This is a genomic window from Pseudoalteromonas sp. AWM4_233 (assembly GCF_056158285.1).
In genome coordinates, this window is the sequence record NZ_JBSWSZ010000001.1 from 1,100,612 (window position 1) to 1,116,822 (window position 16,211).

Consider the following 16,211-nt stretch of genomic DNA (forward strand, 5'->3'; position numbering starts at 1 on the left):
GCATGGCGAGACGATCTAAAGGTCGCCCGGTTGATGGCATTTTACTTCTTCATAAGCCAGAAGGCATTTCTTCAAATAAAGCATTACAGCGCGCTAAAGGAATTTACTTCGCGCAAAAAGCAGGTCACACAGGGGCACTAGACCCACTTGCAACAGGTATGCTACCAATTTGTTTTGGTGAAGCGACTAAGTTCAGCCAGTTTTTACTTGATACTGATAAAACGTATGTTGTTAGAGCTAAGCTCGGCGAGCGTACCACCACCTCAGACTCTGACGGTGAAGTAGTCGAAACACGTCCAGTTGCAGTGACGCAAGAAATGCTTGAAGAGCAAGTAGCTAGCTTTTTAGGTGAATCAGATCAGTACCCTTCGATGTACTCAGCGCTGAAATACGAAGGCAAGCCTTTGTATTTTTATGCAAGACAAGGTATCGAAGTGCCACGAAAATGTCGCAAGATCAATGTGTTCAGTTTAACACTTGACGAATATGACGCGGAAAATGAAGAAATTCAAATGACAGTGCATGTGTCGAAAGGCACTTATATTCGCACGATTGTTGACGACTTAGGTGAAAAGCTTGGCTGTGGTGCACATGTGATTATGCTTCATCGTTCGAAAGTGGGGCATTATCCAAGTGATAAAATGCTGACACTAGAGCAACTTGAAGAAAAGCTTAATCAGGCGAAGGCAGAAGATTTACCTGCATGTACTTATCTTGACGAATTGCTGTTACCCATGGATACTGCACTCGTTGATTTACCTTGTATTGAAATTGATGAAGCGCAAGGCATTGCATTTGGCCACGGTCAAACGGTAAGTTGTGGTGAGTTGCCAGGCGGTCCAATTAAAGTTGTTGCCAATGGACAATTTGCCGGTGTGGGTGAGCGTAATGATCAAGGCTTACTTAAAGCAAAACGTGCACTTTCAAGTCAACAAGATTAAATACTAGAGTTTAGGTGTGAATGCTGATAAACTACGCGCCGCTTCCCGCTTTGGCTGAATTAGTGATCGGCTAAAGCACAATTTAAATTTATTTTGGAGTTATTATGTCACTAAGCAACCAAGAAAAAGCAGAAATCGTAGCAAAATTCGCACGTGCAGAAGGCGACACTGGTTCACCAGAAGTACAAGTTGCACTTCTAACTGCTGACATCAACAAGCTACAAGGTCACTTCGCTAACCACAAGCATGATTTCCACTCACGTCGTGGTCTTCTACGTAAAGTTAGCCAACGTCGTAACCTTCTAGACTACCTAAAAGGTAAGAACGTTGAGCGTTATTCTGCACTAATCAAAGAGCTTGGCCTACGTCGCTAATCTTTTTGTTTATGTTGGCTTTTTAGCCAATGATAAAAAAGGGGCCTAATCGCCCCTTTTTTTGTGGGTATTCTACAAGTATACTTACTCGCACTTGGCAATTATGTCGAGTGAACGCCGACGCGTTAGCCAATTGTAGTACTTAAGCGGATTTATTTAGTCTGCTTAAGACTGTAATTGGTGATTGTTGGCGTTTTATTTTGTTTTAAATAAGGAAAATATTGTGCAAGCAATTATTAAAGAATTTCAACTAGGTCAACACACAGTGACTCTAGAAACAGGTGCTATTGCACGTCAAGCTGACGGTGCGGTACTAGCTAGCATCGGTGACACTTCAGTATTAGTGTCTGTAGTTGGTAAGCGTGAAGCAGCACCAGGTCAAGATTTCTTCCCACTAACAGTGAACTACCAAGAGCGTATGTACGCTGCGGGTCGTATTCCAGGTGGTTTCTTAAAGCGTGAAGGTCGTCCAAACGACGGTGAAACATTGATCGCGCGTCTAATTGACCGTCCAATTCGTCCACTTTTCCCAGACGGTTTCGTAAATGAAGTACAAGTTATCGCAACAGTTGTTTCTGTAAACCCTGACATCCAGCCTGATATGGTTGCGATGATTGGTACATCAGCGGCACTTGCTATTTCTGGTATTCCATTCAACGGTCCACTAGGTGCGGTTCGTGTAGGTTACACCGATGGTCAATACGTACTTAACCCAACACTGACTGAGCTTGAATCAAGCAAGCTAGACCTAGTTGTTGCTGGTACTGAAAACGCAGTATTAATGGTTGAATCAGAAGCCGAAGTTCTGACTGAAGAAGAAATGCTAGGTGCAGTTGTTTATGGTCATGAACAAGCACAGGCTATTATCAAAGCTGTTGAAGAATTCAAAGCAGAAGCGGGTAAACCAGCTTGGGATTGGACAGCACCAGAGAAAAACGTCACACTGGCTGATAAAATCGCTGCAATCGCAGAAGAGAAAGTAGGCGCTGCTTACTTAATCACTGATAAAGTAGCTCGTAAAGAAGCGATTTCTGCAGCTAAAGCAGAAGTAATTGAAAAACTAACTGCTGAGCTTGCTGAAGATGAGTCTTTGGATGAGCAAGAAGTTGGTAAACTGTTCGGTTCTCTAGAGAAGAAAACAGTTCGTGGTCGAATCATTGCAGGTGAAAAGCGTATCGATGGTCGTGAACCGGATATGGTTCGTGCACTAGACGTAATGACGGGTGTACTTCCTCGTACACACGGTTCTGCTATCTTCACTCGTGGTGAAACTCAAGCGTTAGTAACCGCCACTTTAGGTACCGAGCGTGATTCACAGCTAATTGATGATCTAACTGGTACTCAAAAGCACCATTTCATGTTGCACTACAACTTCCCTCCATTCTGTGTAGGCGAAACTGGTTTTGTAGGTTCGCCAAAGCGTCGTGAAATTGGTCACGGTAACTTAGCTAAGCGTGGTGTTGCTGCGGTTCTTCCTACACTTGAAGAATTCCCATACTCAATCCGTGTGGTATCAGAAATCACTGAATCAAATGGTTCATCTTCAATGGCTTCTGTATGTGGTACGTCACTTGCGCTTATGAACGCGGGTGTACCAGTTAAAGCATCTGTTGCTGGTATCGCAATGGGTCTAGTTAAAGAAGGCGACGACTTTGTTGTTCTTTCTGACATCTTAGGTGATGAAGATCACTTAGGTGACATGGACTTTAAAGTAGCTGGTACTAACGCGGGTGTTACTGCACTTCAAATGGATATCAAGATTGAAGGTATCACAAAAGAAATCATGCAGATCGCACTTAAGCAAGCAAAAGCGGCACGTTTACACATTCTAGGCGTGATGGACCAAGCAATTGCTGCACCTTCAGAAGAGCTTTCTGAATTTGCACCGCGTATCTACACAATGAACATTCCACCGAAGAAAATCGCAGATGTGATCGGTAAAGGTGGTGCAACAATTCGTCAGCTTACTGAAGAAACTGGCACAACGATCGAAATCGAAGATGACGGTACAGTTAAGATTGCTGCAACAGATGGTCAAAGTGCGAAAGATGCAATTGCGCGTGTAGAAGCGTTAACGGCTGAGCTTGAAGTTGGCACGCTTTACACAGGTAAAGTTGTACGTATCGTTGACTTTGGTGCATTCGTAAACGTACTGCCAGGTAAAGATGGTCTAGTACACATTTCTCAGATCAGTGAAGAGCGTGTAAATAACGTGTCTGATCACCTAACTGTAGGTCAAGAAGTAAAAGTTAAAGTACTTGAAGTTGACCGTCAGGGCCGTGTTCGTCTGAGCATCAAAGAAGCTGTTGAGAAAAAAGCAGACGCTGAGCAAGAAAAGCCAGCTGAATAATCTGTTTTCTCTCATGTAACAATGAAAAGGGGCTGTTAGGCCCCTTTTTTTATGTTTTAATGGCACTTATCGCTATTACGAGTGTCAGCATATAAAGATGGTTCAAGTTTGCTGATATCACATAAAGGAAGCCAATGAAGTTTAAATCATTTCTACTCGCATCAGTGGTTGCGATGACCTTAGCGGGTTGTCAAACAACCTCAGAGAAACAAACGGCTAAGTCGGTGGCTAATGTGCCTTTAGGTGTCCCGTTAGCGGCAAATTATAGAAATGAAATAGAAATTGCTCGTTATTCGGAGCTGTTGCTCTCTCCTGAAATTAATAATGACCAAAAAGCAGAGTTGTTTCTGAGAAGAGGTCGACTCTATGACAGCGTTGGTTTATCAACCTTGGCGCGTATTGATTTTAATCGTGCAGTGCAGCTAAAGCCTGATCTTGCTTCTGTGTATAATTTTCTAGGTATTCACCATACACTTGCGCAAGATTTCGGTAAGGCGTATGAAATGTTTGATGCGGTTTTAGAATTGGATGAAGACCATCAATATGCTTATCTTAATCGTGGCATAGCGCTTTATTATGGTGGTAGACCAGAGCTTTCTAGCCAAGATTTAGAAGCATTTTTAGCACGCTCTCCAGCTGATGCTTATCGTGTTATGTGGGTATATTTAGCGCAAGCAAAAGTAGATGCCAATGCCGCTTACGAGCAACTAAAAGCCAATAGCCAAGCACTTAACCCTGATGAATGGTCTACACAACTTGTACAGCTTTACTTAGGTCAGCTTACCGAAACCCAGTTTTTAGCCCAGATCACAGAGGGTGTAGCAGGGCAGCAGCAATATGCAGAGCGACTCTGTGAAGCATATTTTTATTTAGCAAAGCTATATCAAGCGAGAGGCAAAGAGGCTGTTGCGGTCGACTTCTTTAAACTTGCGCTGGCTACAAATGTATTCGAATTTGTCGAGCATAAATATGCTCGATTAGAACTTGAGCTTTTTGCCGGTGTTAAAGCTGGCTAAGTATTTTTGGTCTTGCTTCTTTCTTGTGGTGATTAACAGCAGCGTTGATCACCCAATGCTTGCGGATAAAATTTCACAATCGGATTTTTTAGAGCGCTTTCCTCAAGCGTATTATTTTGTCGATATAAACCCATTCTACTTACCCGCCACTACCCTAGAAAAACTTCGCCTCTTAGATGAGCCTGAAGTGAATTTAGCTTGGCTATTCCATTTGGTTCGAGAGGGCGAGTTTCATAAAACAAGATTTCTCTGGCAGGCTTTGCCAACCAACATTCCCGAAACAAGATTGAATGAATTGGTTGATCTACTCGTTTTAAAGCAGCGCTGGGAAGAATTAACGACGTTGTCAAAGCGCCTTAAGCCAACAGAGCGGCTAGAGACAGTATTAGATGTTCAGCAAGGCATCGCACCTGACAAATTGAATGAGGCCCAATTAGACGGGCTATCTATCATATTGTTACCTGAACAAGTCGCTTTTAATACAGAGTGTAAAAATAATGTATTGTTATTAGCCGATCGCTTTTCTGCATATCAACATTTAAATATTCTACGAAACAAGTACTTGCTAAAGCCAGAGCCAGAGCAAAATAGCTTTTGTTTGAGCGAGGTTTATTATGTTGGCAATGCACTTAAGTGCGAAGAGGGTTTTAAGGGGTTTGCAACTTGTAACATGATGCGAGATTTGCCTCAATCGGACTACTTAATTGTCATGACAACAAGTGGGCTTGCGAATGTAAGAGGGACACAGATGACGCTCACTCTGACAAGTGATTACGATGTTTTGGTTCATGAATTAATGCACTTTAGTGGCTTCGAGGATGAATATGCCATCTATGGCCAAAAAGCGCACTGGTTGTGTAATTCACAAGGGTTTAAAGCACCAAACTTATTTGTTGGTTCACCTGAAAATGCGCCTCAGGGCTGGGTAAAATCAAAGACCTGTCAAAATGGCAAACTTGACGCTTTTAAACCTGCGCTCAAATGGAGCAAGATGCAATTTCAAGAGCTGCCACTTTCGGAACAATATAGACAGCTTTGGCAAAAAAAAGTACAACAAGATTGGTTGATCGAGCAGCAAAAGCTGGCAAACAATGCACAAACTATTATTAACTAAGCTGTCTGCTTATATCTAATTTTATAATTTAATCTGAATTGTTTGTTAATTTCGTCTAGAATTTAACCGGCTAGAACCTAAAACTATAGACAACTCAAACACTAATAAAGTATAAATTGTAACAGTTTTGCATGGAGAAAATGCACAATTAGATGCATAACTATCCATGGCTATCAGTGTTTAGTTGCACTGTTTATCTCTGTGACAGCACAATAAAAAAGGTTAATTATATGACTTTGCTTTGGATACCTTTGCTATCCTTCTTTGGCAGTATTATTTCATCTTTAACAGGCAAGTTAACGCGTAACCAAACTACCGCTTTAACACTCGTAATGCCTGCTATTGCCTTAATACTGGTCATTAACTCTGCGGCAGATGTTTTTGCGGGTGAAGTACTGCGTGAAAGCATCAATTGGGTGCCTGCACTTGGTCTAGAGTTATCATTCCGACTTGACGGGCTCTCACTGCTATTTATTTTTATGATCTTAGGTATTGGCATGTTGGTTATCTTCTATGCCCGTTATTACCTGAGTGAAAAAGATTCTATGCCGAAATTATTCGCTTACCTGATGCTATTTATGACGGCGATGTTAGGTATTGTAACGGCGAATAACGTGCTTCAACTGTGGCTATTCTGGGAGCTTACCAGTATTAGCTCATTCTTATTGATTAGCTATTGGTGGGATAAGTCAGAAGCACGTAAAGGTGCGCGTATGGCTTTAACTATCACTGGCGGTGGTGGTCTTGCCTTACTTGCCGGTTTGTTAATGTTGGGTCATATTGTTGGTAGCTATGATATCGATGTCATATTAGCAAGCCGTGAACTTATTCAAGCACATGACTTATATGAAGCTACGCTAGTATTGGTATTATTAGGTGCATTTACCAAGTCTGCACAATTCCCATTCCACTTCTGGTTGCCACATGCGATGGCAGCACCAACACCTGTAAGTGCTTACTTACATAGTGCAACTATGGTAAAAGCGGGTATTTTCTTACTTGCACGTTTTTATCCAGCGCTGGCGGGTACTGAGCTTTGGTTTATTTTAGTTGGTCTTACAGGCCTAGCGACTTTGCTATTTGCTGCTTATGTTGCGCTGTTCAAACATGACCTAAAAGGCCTATTAGCTTACTCTACAATTAGTCACCTAGGTTTGATTACTTTATTGTTTGGTTTAGATACTGAGCTTGCAACCGTGGCGGCAATTTTCCACATCATTAACCATGCGACTTTTAAAGCGTCTTTATTTATGGCCGCAGGTATTATTGATCATGAATCGGGTACGCGCGATATGCGTAAACTCAATGGCATGTGGCGATTTATGCCTTATACCGCAACACTTGCTATGGTTGCTGCCGCTTCTATGGCGGGTGTACCGTTACTGAATGGTTTCTTATCAAAAGAAATGTTCTTTGCAGAAACCCTGCATCAACAGCTATTAGGTTCAATGTCTTGGTTAGTTCCAGTGCTTGCAACCATCGCTGCAGCTTTCTCAGTGGCTTATTCAGCGCGATTTATTCATGATGTTTTCTTTAACGGCGACCCGGTTGATTTACCAAAAGAGCCTCATGAAGCACCACGATACATGCGCATTCCAATCGAGATACTTGTAGCCCTATGTTTGATTGTGGGAATGTTCCCGAATTTCATTGTTCATGACATTATTTATACGGCTGCAGATGCCGTGCTTGCAGGGCAAGTGCCTGAGTATAAAATCTCCCTTTGGCACGGTTTTAACTTACCATTGCTTATGAGTGCGCTTGCCGTTGCCGGTGGTATTTTAATTTATACTCAGCGCAAGTATTTATTCCAATTCCAAGCGTCACTGCCTCCGATGACTGGTAAGAAGATGTTTGATGGCTCAGTGTCTAAGTTAGTTAAATGGAGCCAAAATAAAATTGCCGCCGTTGAAAATGGCTCTTTGCAACGTTATTTAATGCTGATGTTCGTGATTGTTTTGCTGGCAGCGGGTTGGCCGTTATTTGAAATGGCGCAATTGGCGGGTGACAACCCTCTGACACCAGTAGATATGCACAATGGTATTGGCGCCGGTTTGTTAATGATTGCTGCAATCGCGACAGTGATTTGGCATCGCCAGCGCATGATATCTCTACTTATGCTATCAGTTGTGGGTTTAATGGTATCAATTGCCTTTACACGCTTTTCAGCCCCTGATTTAGCATTAACCCAACTAACCGTAGAAGTAGTAACCATTATATTACTAATGCTTGCGCTATTTTTCTTACCGCAAAAGTCACCTAAAGCTTCAAGCTCTGTGCGTGTTTTACGTGATTTAGGTATTGCCTCTACAATTGGTATCGTCGTGGGTAGTATTTGTTATGCGTTAATTACTCGTCCACTGACCAGTATTTCTGATTTTTTCTTAGCGAACGCGAAAACAGGCGGTGGTGGTACTAACGTGGTTAACGTGATATTGGTTGATTTCCGTGGTTTTGACACGCTCGGTGAGATTTGTGTACTCGGTATTGCAGCTTTGGGTATCTATAAGCTATTGGTAAACTTACCGCTGTTTATGCCAGGCTCTGATAGTGAAGGGCGTCCTTGGGCGAAAGAGCGCTATCCGTTGTTGCTTGCAAGTATCTCACAGAGTCTATTGCCTCTCGCACTGTTAGTGTCCTTTTATATTTTCCTTCGAGGCCATAACTTACCGGGTGGTGGCTTCATTGCAGGTCTTATCACAGCGATTGCCTTTATTCTGCAGTACATTGCGCATGGTTCGAACTGGATAGCAGAACGATTAACCATCAACTACCGTAAAATTATTGCATCGGGTATCGCAATTGCCCTAGCAACAGGTGTAGGCAGTTGGTTATTTGGCCGTCCGTTCTTGAAAACATGGTTTGATTACTTCGACCTTCCTATGATTGGTCAGATTGAGCTTGCCAGTGCCCTCGTATTTGATCTAGGGGTATATATCACTGTTGTTGGTGCAACTCTGATGATTTTAGCAAGTCTAGGTAAATTAACTGCCAATGCACCGAAAGAAGAGGTAAACATCTAATGGAAATATTATATGCATCTTGCGTGGGCCTTTTGGTCGCGTGTGGCGTGTTCTTGATTTTGCGCTCAAGAACTTTTCCTGTGGTATTAGGCCTAACTATGCTGTCTTACGCGGTGAATTTATTTTTATTCGCATCAGGTCGTTTAACGTTAAATAAAGCTGCTGTGCTTGGATATAGCTCAGATTACGCAGATCCTTTACCACAAGCTTTAGTATTAACTGCGATTGTAATTGGCTTTGCGATGACCGCATTTGTGGTGATTTTAGCAATCCGAGGCCGTGCAGATTTAGGCAATGACCATGTTAATGGTCAAGTTCCGACTAATAATAACAAGGGCAAAGCATGATCCAACATTTAACTTCTCTGCCTGTATTACTTCCTATGTTGGCAGGGGTTATTTTATTAATGCCACCTTGTGGTAAGAATAAGCAAATCCGTCGCTTTTCTTCAGTGGCACTCAGTTTTATCACCTTGCTTGCATCGGTGCTGCTGCTGTTTCAAGTAAAAGAAATGGGTAGCACAACCTATGCGATAGGTGATTGGCAGGCACCGTTCGGTATTGTGTTGTTTGCTGATCCTCTTTCGACTTTATTGGTTTCTCTTACTTCTTTGCTTGGCCTGACTTGTGCATTGTATGCGTGTGCAGGCGATGACGAGAAAGGCAGCTTTTATCATCCTTTATTACACTTCTTAGTGTTGGGTGTAAATGGCGCATTCTTAACGGGCGATGCGTTTAATCTATTTGTTTTCTTTGAAGTGTTATTGATTGCATCTTATTCATTGTTAATGCATGGCGGCGATAAGCACAATACTCGAGCAGCGTTACAATACGTGATAATGAACTTGGTGGGCTCTGCCATTTTCTTAATTGCACTAGGCATTTTATATGGTGTACTTGGCACATTAAACATGGCTGATATGGCAAACAAAATCACAAACTTACAGGGTGATGATGTTTACCTTGCTAAAATTGGTGGCTTGTTACTACTTGTTGTATTTGCTCTAAAAGGCGCGCTTTTACCGCTTCATTTATGGTTGCCTAACACATATGCGACGGCAATGCCGGTTGTTGCAGCTCTGTTTGCAATTATGACTAAGGTGGGTGTTTACTCAATGATGCGAGTATACACACTGATTTTTGGTGACGAAGCTGGTGAGTTAAGCCATATGGCCCAGAGTTGGCTGTGGTGGTTAGCCTTGGCAACAATCGTGATGGGCGCGATTGGGGTTTTGGCGAGTAAAGATATGCGCAAGCTTGTGGCTAACTTAGTGATAGTATCTGTGGGTACGCTGGTTGCGCTCGTTGCTGTGCAAACAGAAGAAGCCAGTGCTGCTGCTATTTTCTATCTAGTTCATTCGACACTTGTCACGGCGGCATTATTCTTACTTGCCGATATGATAGGCATTCAACGTGGTAAAGTTGCTGATCGCATCACTATTGGTCGACCTGTCACCCAACCTATATTACTTGGCGGGGCGTTTGCTATCGCTGCTATTACGGTTATTGGTATGCCACCGCTTTCAGGTTTTATTGGCAAAGTTTGGCTACTAAGAGCGACATTCGAGAGTGAATATGGTGCTATATTCTGGGGGCTATATTTATTGGCTAGCTTGGCTTTATTAGTCGGTATTTCAAAAGCAGGTAGTACAGTGTTTTGGCATCACCAAAACAAAGGACAAGACAATGCAGAGCCAGTTAAGGCACATAAATATCAGATATCTGCGCTGTTAATTGTATTACTTGGCTCACCATTAATGGTTATTTTTGCTGGTAATATGTCTGAGTATGCCATTGAAGCCGCAAAACAACTGCATGACTTCTCAGCGAATATCTCTGTGGTACTTGGGGAGGAGAAATAATGCGTACAGAAGCAAGATTTAAGTGGCTACCAACGCCATTTAGAAGTTTATTACTATTTAGTGTTTGGCTGTTACTCAATAACAGTGTTTCGCCTGGGCATCTTATCTTAGGTGCAATTCTAGCGATAGTGATCCCATTGGCAACTAATCCATTTAGGACTAAACAGCCGTTGATCTTACATCCCGGGCTGGCATTAAAACACCTATTGTTAGTGTTGTACGATATCATTACCGCAAATATTCAAGTTGCGCTTTTGATATTAGGGCCGACGAAGAAGCTTAACCCTGGCTTTGTTAAGGTGCCTCTTGATCTTGACCAGGCCATGCCGATTACGATTCTAGCTAGCACAGTATCACTGACCCCAGGAACGGTTAGTGCTGAGGTTTACCCTTGGAAAGAGACATTAAAAGAAGGTGAAGAGCCTGAGCAACGTTATTTACTCATTCATGTGCTTAACCTAAAAGATGAGCAAGAGTTGATTAACACCATAAAACAACGTTACGAAGCACCGTTAAAGGAGATCTTTGAATGTTAGAGACAGTTATCCTGATTGTATTTGCGATGATTGGCGTTTCGTTACTATTGAATCTGTGGCGATTAGTGAAAGGCCCGTCAGTGCCAGATAGAATATTGGCTTTAGATACCATGTACATTAATAGTATTGCTCTGATTATTTTATATGGGCTGAGCATGGGCACTGAGCTTTACTTTGAGGCAGCGCTGTTAATTGCAATGCTAGGTTTTGTAAGCACAGTCGCTGTATGTAAGTATTTACTACGTGGCGATATAATTGAGTAGGTGTACGATGGCTGAGTGGATTATTTCTATATTACTTTTGATTGGCGGCTCATTCGTTTTAGTGGGGTCAATTGGCCTTGTGAAAATGCCAGACTTCTTCATGCGTCTACATGGTCCGACAAAAGCAACAACACTGGGTATGGCTTGTTTGTTAACAGCAGCAATGGTGTTTTTTAGTCAATCTGAAGCGGGGATCAGTGTTAAAGAGATCTTGATTTCGATTTTTTTACTATTAACAGCACCTATTAGTGGTTATATGCTCATTAAATCGGCAATACACCACAAGCTTGATAGTATCGAGCGCACAAAAGGTAAAGATAACATTGAGGATGATGTTTGATTTAGTTGACTGTCTAAGCTTTTGAACGAGTCATTTTAAATGGCTCTTTTAGGTGGATAAAGCTTAAAAAATGAGACAAGCGCGCTAAGAAAAGACTTAGCGGCTTGCTCATTGGGCTAGTAAACGTTTCTATAATGCAGGTTGGATTTCTACTTCTTGACCTTGAGTAAGAGTTTCAGCGCCCCTTACCGCAATTTTGTCACCTACTTTTAAGGCGCCTCTGTCTTTTGATTTAATTGCAACTTGATCACCTTGGCCTTTACCAACAATGACTGCTACATGTTCTGCGGTATTATCATCTCTAATTTTCACGATATGCACACCTTGTTGCCTAAGTATTAGAGCGTCTCTATTAACGATTAGTTCCTCAGTATTTGAGCTTAAAGGTACAACGACATCGACTAATTGCCCGGAAGCCCAACTTTCTAAGTGATTTGCTAAAAGGTCTGCACGAACTTCAAAGGATTGCGCTCTTGGATCAGTTGCTGGGATCACAGCGGTTACAGTTGCAAGTGCCTGTTGTGGCTCATCTAGTTGACCTGCGCTTAACTGTAATTCATTGCCTAGACTTAAGTATTTTAAATATTTAACAGGTACATACAAACGCACTTCAAGGTTGTTTATGTCAATTAAACTGACAAGCGGCTGAGCACGGTTTATTTCGCTACCAGCACGTTCATATCTTTCGCTCACTACACCGCTAAATGGCGCTTTCAGTACCGCTCGGTTTAATTGGTCTTCAATGACTTTCAGTTCAATCTCGGCCAATTTAATATCAGTGAGGGTTAAGTCATGTTGATTCTGCGCTTGATCGACTTGTGTCGCTGCGGCGCTGTTACTTTTGGCCAATCGTTTTAAGCGAGCAAGTTCCTGCTTTTGAAAGGTAAGATTAATTCTGGCTCTCTCTAACATGACCTCTTGTTTTGCCTTAGCGAGTTGTAGTGGCAACAAGTCAATCTTAGCGAGCATGTCATTTTTGTTGACCAACTGTCCTGGTGTGGCTACAAAGGTTAATCTGCCAGCTACACCAGACGTTAATGTGACATCTTGTTTTCCATAAAGAGTACCGTGTACTGACAAATTACTATGTAGTCTTGCCTGCTCTATGGTTTCAACTGCAACAGGCGAAACCGCAAAACTCGATGCAGAAAATAAGCCGATACAAGATATTACCCCTAGGGCAAAACTGTTTGAAAGCATACTCGTGCGAATCTTAGAGAGGTTAAAAATCATCAGCAGTTTCCTTTATTGATTCGCAACTAAATTGAGTTGCGGCTTTTCTTTGTTAATGGGCTTCGGTGTTTTATATTTGCTTTTACCTAATAGTAATAAGCTAGGCATTAATACCAGTGTAAAAATAGCGCTGATAGCCATCCCCCCAACAATTACGGTTGCTAAACCGCGGTATATCTCTGAGCCGACACCTGGTACTAGCATCAGTGGCAACATGCCGAATAAACTGGTTAGCGTACTTAAGTAAACTGGGCGAGCACGTAATAATACGGCTTGCCTCACAGCATCTTCTCTTTGCATCCCGTCTCGTTCAGAGCTACGAGTTTGGTCAACTAATAAGATGGCATTATTGACGACTAACCCGAGCAGAATAATAAAACCAATCATGGTTAAGAGGTCGAGTGATTGAAAGGTAAATAGGTTTAGTACATACAGAGCAATAACTCCGCCTGCTAACGCCAATGGCATGATCAATAGAACAAGGAAGCTATCTTTGGCTGATTTAAATAATGCAGTCATCAATAAAAATAAGATGAATAAGGCTAAGGCAAAATTGATGGTCATTTCCTCAATTGCTGAATTCATCTTCTGCGCATTACCAGCCAAGATTACACTCGTTGAAGCAGAAACCGCAGCTTGTACTTGTGGTAGCACTTGTGAATTAAGGCGTGTTTGCGCCTCCTGTAAACTCATCTGAGGCGGTGGGGTAACCATGACGGTGACTGTGCGCTTGCCATTTACACGTCTTAACTGTGTTGGCCCTACGGTTCGTTCAACACGGGCAAGTTCACCGAGTGTTTGTGTTCCAGCCAGAGGTGTAATAATAGGCATCTCTTTAAGCTCTTCTGGTGATTGCCAGGGTTTTGCACGCAAGATGACGTTCATACGTTCGTTACCATCGAAGTACTCATTAATAAATAATCCCCCAGTGAATGCTTGCACAGCTTGTGCAACGTCACTGCGTGTTAGGCCCGCTTGAGTGATCCGTCTGTCATCAGGGTGAAGCCTTAACTCCGGTTCGGCCATATCTAAACGCGGCATAGGCTGCGCTGAAGCGTTAGGTATAGCTTCTCGTGTTGCTTGCAAAGCGACTCTTGCACCTGCGATCAAATCATCAATGTTTGGGCCAGATAAATCGATATTTATTGCTCGACCATCTCCACCATTGTTGACTCGGATCATCGAGCCTCTTGTTAAAAAAACACGTGTATCAGGCAAATCATGGAATATCTCTTCACGTGCTACTTTCATAAGTTCTTCTACTCGGGTTGGATCGTCCGAGTAAATGAACCCACCAGCATTTGAACCAAAGACATAGAAGTTAAAGTCTTTTATTTTCGGCAACTTTTCGCCTTCGTAATACGGCATCACACGCTTTTTAACTCGTGATGCAATTTCGGCTTCCATAAATTGGATATTGCCACCCGGAGGTGTCAGCAAGGTGTAAAAGAAACCATCGGTAGGAGCACGAGGCATAAAATCTGTTTGAGGCAATAAAGCATAGGTAATAAATACAGAGCCACCTAACAAAGAGACAATCCAACTAAGCTGTTTAACTCTGCTATTGGTTAACTTAACCACAAAATGGGTGACTTTATGCCAATAGGCTTGATATGGGTCAGATTTAATCTTTGTATCCGGCCAAAGCTTATTTGCGACAGGAATAAGCGTCATGGCACAGATAAGTGACGAGATAACAGCGATAGATAAGGTCAAAGCGAGATCTGAAAATAGCTGACCCTCAATACCCGCCATAAACATGATAGGTAAAAAAATAGCGACACTGGTTGCAGTGGAAGCAAATAAAGCCCCCCCAACTTGTGTGGCTCCTTTCAAAGTTGCTTTGCTTGCAGCCATGCCCGAGGCAGTGAGTCTAGCTATGTTTTCTTGCACGATAATTGCAGCATCAAGTACCAAGCCTACGGCAAATGCCAGACCTGCTAATGACACAACATTTAAACTTCGCTCAAATAGGTTAAGCGCTAAAAATGCAACCATCAGTGAAACAGGGATGGTTGCTGCGATGATCAGAGTGGGTTTTAGTCCTCTAAAAAACAGCCAGAGAATACCGCAAGCCAGTAATACCCCTAAGCCTAAATTACCTTTTACCAGCTGTAATGCATTTCTGATATGCACTGATGAATCGAAGCTTAGTTCAATGGCAAGGCCTGCTTCTTTTAAAGCGCCTTCATTTAGCTCTTTAATGGCATGGTTTATTTCGTCTAATACAGCAACAGTATTGGCGTCATTTGCTCTTGAAATTGTGATGTAATAAGCTGGTTTACCATTTCTTAATGTCATAGAGCGGCGATCAGTCACTGTATCTTCGACACTGGCGATATCGCCTAAATAAATGGGCCGTTCACCCACATAGCCCACTCGTAGTTCAGCTAAGTTGTCGACATTGTATTTTCCGGTGAATCGCACTGTGTATTGTCGACGTCCGACATCAGCCAAGCCGCCAGAGCTATCATTGGCTGTCGATAATGTACGACGAATTTGCGCAAGGCTGATACCAAATGCCGCTGCTTTTTGCGGATCGAATGTTACACGCAATTCACGAGGTCGTTCACTGTTCATATTGACACGAGAAATTCCTGGGATCCGCGCAAGCCTAGGTTCAATAATGTCTTCAATTTGCTTTTGATATTGCGCCATATCAAGTTGCTCAGAGTCAAAGCTTAAAGGCACAACTAATAAACTTGCTGCTGTTGGACCTCCTGAGCCAGGACCACCATTTCCTCCTGCAGTAACCACAGGGTCCATCGCATCTAAAGGAAGAGGGGGGGCTTGGTTTAAACTAGTTAGCACATCCAACATGGCTTGTTGCATATCAGCGCCAACAGCAAAAGTCAGATTTATTGCACCGCCACCTTGGTTGATATTGGTATTTACCTCGAGTGCGCCAGGTGTATGTTTTACGGCATTTTCTAAAGGTTCGATGATCATGGATTCAATTTCTTCAGGGGCTGCTTGTCGCCAACCAGAAAAAATAGTGATCTGAGGTTGTTCAATTTCAGGAGTGAGCTGAATGGGTAGCTTAAAAATGCTGATGATGCCAAATAAAATGATTAAAGTAAGAATGACAAGGATCGCAGCCGGGTTCTTTAAAGAGGAACGGGTTAAGTTCATGGTAATGTCCAAAGGCACCAAAAGTAAT

General features: G+C 42.5%; 13 protein-coding genes. 11 read left to right on the plus strand and 2 right to left on the minus strand.

Annotation, left to right across the window (positions count from 1 at the left end):
- Positions 1-2: 2 nt before the first annotated feature.
- The 11 genes from truB to ACXAC4_RS04895 all read left to right on the plus strand — a co-directional run bounded on the left by truB (position 3) and on the right by ACXAC4_RS04895 (position 11,818).
- Positions 3-941, plus strand: coding sequence for a tRNA pseudouridine(55) synthase TruB (gene truB, locus ACXAC4_RS04845; protein WP_475159448.1), 939 nt, complete (start codon positions 3-5; stop codon positions 939-941).
- 104 nt (positions 942-1,045) lie between these two features.
- Positions 1,046-1,315 (plus strand): 30S ribosomal protein S15, encoded by a 270-nt coding sequence (rpsO, locus tag ACXAC4_RS04850; protein ID WP_349287233.1) that lies wholly within the window; start codon positions 1,046-1,048, stop codon positions 1,313-1,315.
- A 223-nt stretch (positions 1,316-1,538) separates the two neighbouring features.
- Entirely contained in the window at positions 1,539-3,665 is a 2,127-nt protein-coding gene (gene pnp / locus ACXAC4_RS04855; RefSeq protein ID WP_475159449.1) for a polyribonucleotide nucleotidyltransferase, read from the plus strand.
- A 134-nt stretch (positions 3,666-3,799) separates the two neighbouring features.
- Complete coding sequence (nlpI, locus tag ACXAC4_RS04860; RefSeq protein WP_475159451.1) at positions 3,800-4,681, plus strand: lipoprotein NlpI; 882 nt, start codon at positions 3,800-3,802, stop codon at positions 4,679-4,681.
- A gap of 55 nt (positions 4,682-4,736) precedes the next feature.
- On the plus strand, positions 4,737-5,795 hold the full coding sequence (locus ACXAC4_RS04865; RefSeq protein ID WP_475159453.1) for a hypothetical protein: 1,059 nt from the start codon (positions 4,737-4,739) through the stop codon (positions 5,793-5,795).
- 230 nt (positions 5,796-6,025) lie between these two features.
- Positions 6,026-8,818 carry a monovalent cation/H+ antiporter subunit A gene (locus ACXAC4_RS04870; protein ID WP_475159454.1) on the plus strand — a complete coding sequence of 931 codons (2,793 nt, stop codon included), beginning with the start codon at positions 6,026-6,028 and terminating at the stop codon, positions 8,816-8,818.
- Positions 8,818-9,165, plus strand: a complete 348-nt coding sequence (locus ACXAC4_RS04875; RefSeq protein ID WP_058029285.1) for a Na+/H+ antiporter subunit C — start codon at positions 8,818-8,820, stop codon at positions 9,163-9,165. The genes ACXAC4_RS04870 and ACXAC4_RS04875 overlap by 1 nt, the downstream gene beginning before the upstream one ends.
- Positions 9,162-10,679: a monovalent cation/H+ antiporter subunit D gene (locus ACXAC4_RS04880; protein WP_475159456.1), complete on the plus strand. Its 1,518-nt coding sequence runs from the start codon at positions 9,162-9,164 to the stop codon at positions 10,677-10,679. Before ACXAC4_RS04875 ends, ACXAC4_RS04880 begins: the two co-directional genes overlap by 4 nt.
- On the plus strand, positions 10,679-11,215 hold the full coding sequence (locus ACXAC4_RS04885; RefSeq protein WP_475159457.1) for a Na+/H+ antiporter subunit E: 537 nt from the start codon (positions 10,679-10,681) through the stop codon (positions 11,213-11,215). Before ACXAC4_RS04880 ends, ACXAC4_RS04885 begins: the two co-directional genes overlap by 1 nt.
- Positions 11,209-11,478: a K+/H+ antiporter subunit F gene (locus ACXAC4_RS04890; RefSeq protein ID WP_058029288.1), complete on the plus strand. Its 270-nt coding sequence runs from the start codon at positions 11,209-11,211 to the stop codon at positions 11,476-11,478. Before ACXAC4_RS04885 ends, ACXAC4_RS04890 begins: the two co-directional genes overlap by 7 nt.
- Before the next feature lie 7 nt (positions 11,479-11,485).
- Positions 11,486-11,818, plus strand: a complete 333-nt coding sequence (locus tag ACXAC4_RS04895; protein WP_058029289.1) for a Na+/H+ antiporter subunit G — start codon at positions 11,486-11,488, stop codon at positions 11,816-11,818.
- A 129-nt stretch (positions 11,819-11,947) separates the two neighbouring features.
- Here the strand turns inward: ACXAC4_RS04895 and ACXAC4_RS04900 are convergent, their stop codons facing one another.
- Positions 11,948-13,051, minus strand: a complete 1,104-nt coding sequence (locus tag ACXAC4_RS04900; protein ID WP_475159459.1) for an efflux RND transporter periplasmic adaptor subunit — start codon at positions 13,049-13,051, stop codon at positions 11,948-11,950.
- A 12-nt stretch (positions 13,052-13,063) separates the two neighbouring features.
- The gene (locus ACXAC4_RS04905; protein ID WP_475159461.1) at positions 13,064-16,183 is read right to left on the minus strand and encodes an efflux RND transporter permease subunit; all 3,120 of its coding nucleotides are present in this window, start codon (positions 16,181-16,183) and stop codon (positions 13,064-13,066) included.
- Positions 16,184-16,211: the final 28 nt, after the last annotated feature.